A 4665-nucleotide genomic window follows, 5' to 3' on the forward strand; every position below is an offset into this window, starting at 1 on the left:
GCGGTTCCCGCCTGGCGCGCATCGGAGATCGATCCCGTCCAGGCTCTCCGGGAGGATTAAGGCGTGACTCAGAAGCCTCTTCGGTTGTGGCCCGGCGTCGTCATCGTGATCTTGCAGTGGCTGGGCTTGTTCGTAGTGCCCGTCGTTTTGCCCGAGGCCGCCATCTACGGTGTGATCGGCGGAATGGTGGGCGGCTCTGCGGCGATCGTTGTGTGGTGGCTGTTCTTCAGTCGGGCCCCTTGGTCGGAGCGCATCGGTGCCGTCGCGCTGATGATCGCCGCGATGGCCGCGATGCGGCTCCTCCTCCACGAATCGGTTGCGCAGGGGAACATGGGGTTCCAGTTCCTGCTCGTCATCCCGCTCCTGAGCCTCGCGTTCGTTGTCTGGGCGGTCGCCACCCGCCGCTTGTCGAACGGACTCCGGCGCACGGCGATGGTCGCGACCATCCTCCTCGCGTGTGGATCCTTCACACTCGTGCGGAGCAAGGGCCTCAGGGGCAATGGCATGCCGGAGCTCGCATGGCGTTGGGCGGAAACTCCCGAAGAGCAGCTGCTGGCTCGGGCCTCCGACGAGCCGATGGCGATTCCGCCCTCCCCGATCGAGGAGCAGACTCCCGAGGAGACGCCGCGGGGCGATGCGGGCGCGGACCCAGCGGCGCTGCCGCCGGCCTCGAAAGCGGGGGTACCCGACGAGGCGCTGGCCGCCGCCCCGCCCGCCGGCGAAGTGGACACCCCGTCGCCTGCGGGAACCGCAGCGAAGGCGGCCGAATGGCCCGGATTCCGCGGACCCCATCGCGACGGCATCCTCCCAGGCGTGCGGATCGAGACCGACTGGTCCCGATCGCCGCCGGTCGAGCTCTGGCGCCGGCCGATCGGACCGGGCGTCTCCTCCTTCGCGGTCCAGAGCGGCCTCATCTACACCCAGGAGCAGCGCGGTGAGGACGAGATCGTCGCCTGCTACGACGCTACCAACGGCGAGCCGGTGTGGATGCATGCGGACACGACCCGATTCTGGGACTCGCATGTCGGCGTCGGTCCGCGCGCGACGCCGGCACTCGGCGGCGGACGCGTCTACGCACTCGGTGCGACCGGAATCCTGAACGCGCTCGACGCCCGCGACGGCACCCTGGTGTGGTCACGCAACGTGCCCTCCGATACCGGCGCGAAGGTCCCGAGCTTCGGTTTCACGAGCTCGCCGCTCGTGGTCGACGACGTGGTCATCGTCCACGCCGGTGCGCTCGTCGCCTACGACCTCAAGACCGGCGATTCCCGCTGGTTCGGCCCCGCGAGCAGGACCTACAGCTCCCCGCATCTGCTGACGATCGACCGCGTCCCGCAGATCCTGCTGCTGGGCGAAGAAGGTGCGACCAGCGTCGCGCCGGCCGACGGCGCGATGCTCTGGCACCACTCGTGGCCGGGCATCGGAATCCTGCAGCCCGCGCTGACCGCGGAGGGCGACGTCCTGGTGAGCCAGGTCGACGTGACGGCGGCTCCGCTCGGCACCCGCCGCCTCGCGGTCGAGCAACGATCCGACGGCTGGATCGCCGAGGAGCGTTGGACGTCGATCCGGCTGAAGCCCTCTTTCAGCCCCCTGGTCGTTCACGAGGGCCACGCCTACGGCTTCGACGGCCGCTTGCTCTCGTGCATCGACGTCGAGGACGGCGAGCGCAAGTGGAAGGGCGGACGCTACGGTAGCGGCCAGCTCCTGCTATTGCCCGATCAGGACCTGCTGCTGGTGGTGTCGGAGGACGGTGAGCTGGCGCTGGTCGCGGCGACCCCCGACCAGTTCACGGAGCTCGCCCGGATTCCGGCGATCGAGGGCAAGACCTGGAATCAGCCGGTGCTGGTCGGCGATGTACTGCTGGTTCGCAACGGCGAGGAGATGGCCGCGTTCCGGCTGTCCCTTCCGAGCACCTGACCGCGAGGGAAATGAAGGCCATCGTCCACACCAGCTTTGGCTCTCCCGACGTGCTCGAGTACGCGGAAGTTCAAAAGCCGACCGAGGGAGACGATGAAGTCCTGGTCAAAGTTCAGGCCGCATCGACGAATCCCGCGGACTGGCACACCATGAGAGCCGATCCGTTCTTCGTCCGCTTGATGGGCGATGGGCTTCTGAGGCCGAAGCACACGATACTCGGAATCGACATCGCGGGGAGAGTCGAAGCGGTCGGCAGAAACGTAAAGCAGTTTCAGGCGGGGGATGAAGTATTCGGGACTTGCAAGTGGGGTGGCTTCGCTGAATATGCCTGTGCCTCGGAAGATCGGTTGGTGACGAAGCCGGCCGGGATCACGTTCGAGCAAGCGGCGGCGGTACCGGTCGCCGCCATCACCGCGCTCCAGGGTCTTCGCGACCGCGGAAAGATTCGACCCGGTCAAAGGGTATTGATCAACGGGGCCTCGGGCGGCGTCGGGACCTTCGCGGTGCAGCTCGCCAAAGCGTTCGAGACCGAGGTCACCGGCGTGTGCAGCACGAGGAACGTCGACCTGGTGCGCTCTCTGGGAGCGGACCACGTCATGGATTACAGCCGGGAAGACGTCACCCAAAGCGGGCAGCGTTTTGACCTGATTCTCGACGCGGCGGCCTATCGTTCGGTGTCCCGTTACAAGCGCGCAATGAGCGCTGACGGGATCTATGTCATGGTGGGAGGCTCCGTCGGCCAGATATTCCATCTGATGTTTCTGGGGCCGTGGGCATCGACGACGACCAACAAGAAGATGAGCTTCATGATGGCGAAGATCACCAAGGAGGATTTGCTCTTCTTGAGGGAGCTTCTCGATTCAGGCAAAGTCAAGCCCGTGATTGATCGACGCTACCCGCTGAGCGAGGTCGCCGATGCTCTACGGTATCTCGAGGAAGGACATGCCCGAGGAAGAGTCGTCATAACCATGTGACGCCGCGACCTCGGCGGAGAATCTTCAGCCGCGGCCGCCATAGCTCGCGACCTTCAGGCCCGGCACGCGGTTGAAATGATTCCGGTTTCGGGTCGCGAGCGGGATGTCATACGCGAGAGCGGTCGCAGCGATCCAGAGGTCGTTCGTTCCGATCAGAAGGCCCTGATCCTTCAAGTATCGGTAGCTCTGGCCGTACTGCCAGGCGACGTCCTCATTGAAAGGCAAGATCCGAAAGGGCGACACGAAGTCCCGCCAGAGATCCCGCTCGGAGAGGGAGGCTCCCGCGGCGAGCTCTCCAGCGATCGTATAGGTGATATGGAGACTTGCGTTTTCGCGCGTCTCGAGGAACGCCTGTGCCGGACCCGACTCGCCGCGAGCCAGCTCACGTTCGAGATCGACGAGGAAAGTCGTCTCGAGAATTAACGCCTCGCCCACTTGTCCTCGGGAGTCTCGTCTGAGCGCTTGAGCTCGTCGATTCGGTCGAGCCCGTCACTCGTAAACGTCGGACCACGCTCCCGGCACGCGCGCAACCAATCTGCCGACCGCACCGTGTACTCGGGCCAGGTAGCGCGCAAAACCACGTCGCTAAAAGACTCGCCCTCGTACCGTTTCGCGGCTTTGAGGCGCTCGTAAGCCTCGAGCTTCAAGGAAATGGTTTTGGTTGCCATACACACATTATGCATGATACACAGGCATTGATCAAGATTTCGTGGTCCCCTGACTTCTTGGGAGACCTTACCTTCTCGACTTCGAGAGTCGCAGAAAGAGCTCGACGAAGCTCAGGTCAGCGCGATCTCAGGAGGAAATCGAGCACGGCTTCGTTGAATCGATCGGGGGCATCGAAGTTCAGCAGGTGGCCGGCGTCGCGCAAGACGATCATTTTGGCGTCACCGATGCGGGCCGCGAGCATATCGGCCGTGGCGCGGGTTTGCTCGGAGTCCTGGTCACCGACGAGGATGAGCGTCGGCACGCGAATCGACGAGAGCCGTTCTTCGGCAGGCGGATCCGCTGGGCGCCACAGGCGGACTAGCGCGAAGTCTGACTCGAACGCGTCGCCGTTGTCCAGGTAGATCGCCCGCACGCGTTCACGCACGGTATCGTTGGCGGCGGCGAGAACGGTACGGTTCGTCACGATAGCATCGACGAGGGAGGGGAGACCGATCTTTCGCGCCAGCTCCGAGACCGCCAGCGCGTCGCGAAGGTTGTCCTCCTTGTCACTGCTCACGCCGGGAGCCGCGAGGACGAGACCTCTTACCCTGGACGGATGGTCGAGCGCCAGGTCGATGGCAATGCCGGCACCAAAAGAAAGGCCCACGATGTAGGCAGCCTCGAGCTCCAACGATTGCAGCAGTGTGTTCAGGTCCTCGCTGTGGGAGAAAGGAGCATCCGGACGCGACGAGCCTCCGATTCCCCGAACGTCATAGCGGAGCACCGTGTAATCGGGTGCCAGCGCCGCGACCTGCTCGTCCCACATGCGGCGGTCGAGCGTTCCGCCCCCGCTGATGAGAACGATCGGGGGACCCTCCCCCGTTATATCGTAGGCAAGGGTTGCGCCGTTCACGGTCGCGGTTCTCGCTGTTGGGAGGATCTCTTGCGCGGTTGCGAGAGTCATCGCGATGGCAAGTGAGAATAACGTAAGCGAAAGCTTGGCTGACATGAAGCTCGGTGTGTATCGCATCCTACCGCTGCGACGCCCGGGAATGCCTCGAAAGTCCGTGACGTAAAGTTTACACGTTTCGGTAAACATTCCGAGGCAGCCTGAGACCGTTCGCCC

At 64.4% G+C, this 4665-nt stretch carries 5 protein-coding genes; 2 read left to right on the forward strand and 3 right to left on the reverse strand.

Going from position 1 to position 4665, the window contains the following annotated elements:
• Positions 1-84: 84 nt before the first annotated feature.
• Together VEK15_17655 and VEK15_17660 are read left to right on the forward strand one after the other, a co-directional pair.
• On the forward strand, positions 85-1917 hold the full coding sequence (locus VEK15_17655; protein ID HXV62529.1) for a PQQ-binding-like beta-propeller repeat protein: 1833 nt from the start codon (positions 85-87) through the stop codon (positions 1915-1917).
• An 11-nt stretch (positions 1918-1928) separates the two neighbouring features.
• On the forward strand, positions 1929-2891 hold the full coding sequence (locus VEK15_17660) for an NAD(P)-dependent alcohol dehydrogenase (protein ID HXV62530.1): 963 nt from the start codon (positions 1929-1931) through the stop codon (positions 2889-2891).
• 24 nt (positions 2892-2915) lie between these two features.
• Here the strand turns inward: VEK15_17660 and VEK15_17665 are convergent, their stop codons facing one another.
• The 3 genes from VEK15_17665 to VEK15_17675 all read right to left on the reverse strand — a co-directional run bounded on the left by VEK15_17665 (position 2916) and on the right by VEK15_17675 (position 4503).
• Positions 2916-3326 carry a type II toxin-antitoxin system VapC family toxin gene (locus tag VEK15_17665; protein ID HXV62531.1) on the reverse strand — a complete coding sequence of 137 codons (411 nt, stop codon included), beginning with the start codon at positions 3324-3326 and terminating at the stop codon, positions 2916-2918.
• Positions 3311-3559, reverse strand: a complete 249-nt coding sequence (locus VEK15_17670) for an antitoxin VapB family protein (protein HXV62532.1) — start codon at positions 3557-3559, stop codon at positions 3311-3313. Before VEK15_17670 ends, VEK15_17665 begins: the two co-directional genes overlap by 16 nt.
• A 116-nt stretch (positions 3560-3675) precedes the next feature.
• Entirely contained in the window at positions 3676-4503 is an 828-nt protein-coding gene (locus VEK15_17675) for an alpha/beta fold hydrolase (GenBank protein ID HXV62533.1), read from the reverse strand.
• Positions 4504-4665 lie beyond the last annotated feature (162 nt).

The organism is Vicinamibacteria bacterium, assembly GCA_035620555.1.
Taxonomy (GTDB): Bacteria; Acidobacteriota; Vicinamibacteria; order Marinacidobacterales; family SMYC01; genus DASPGQ01.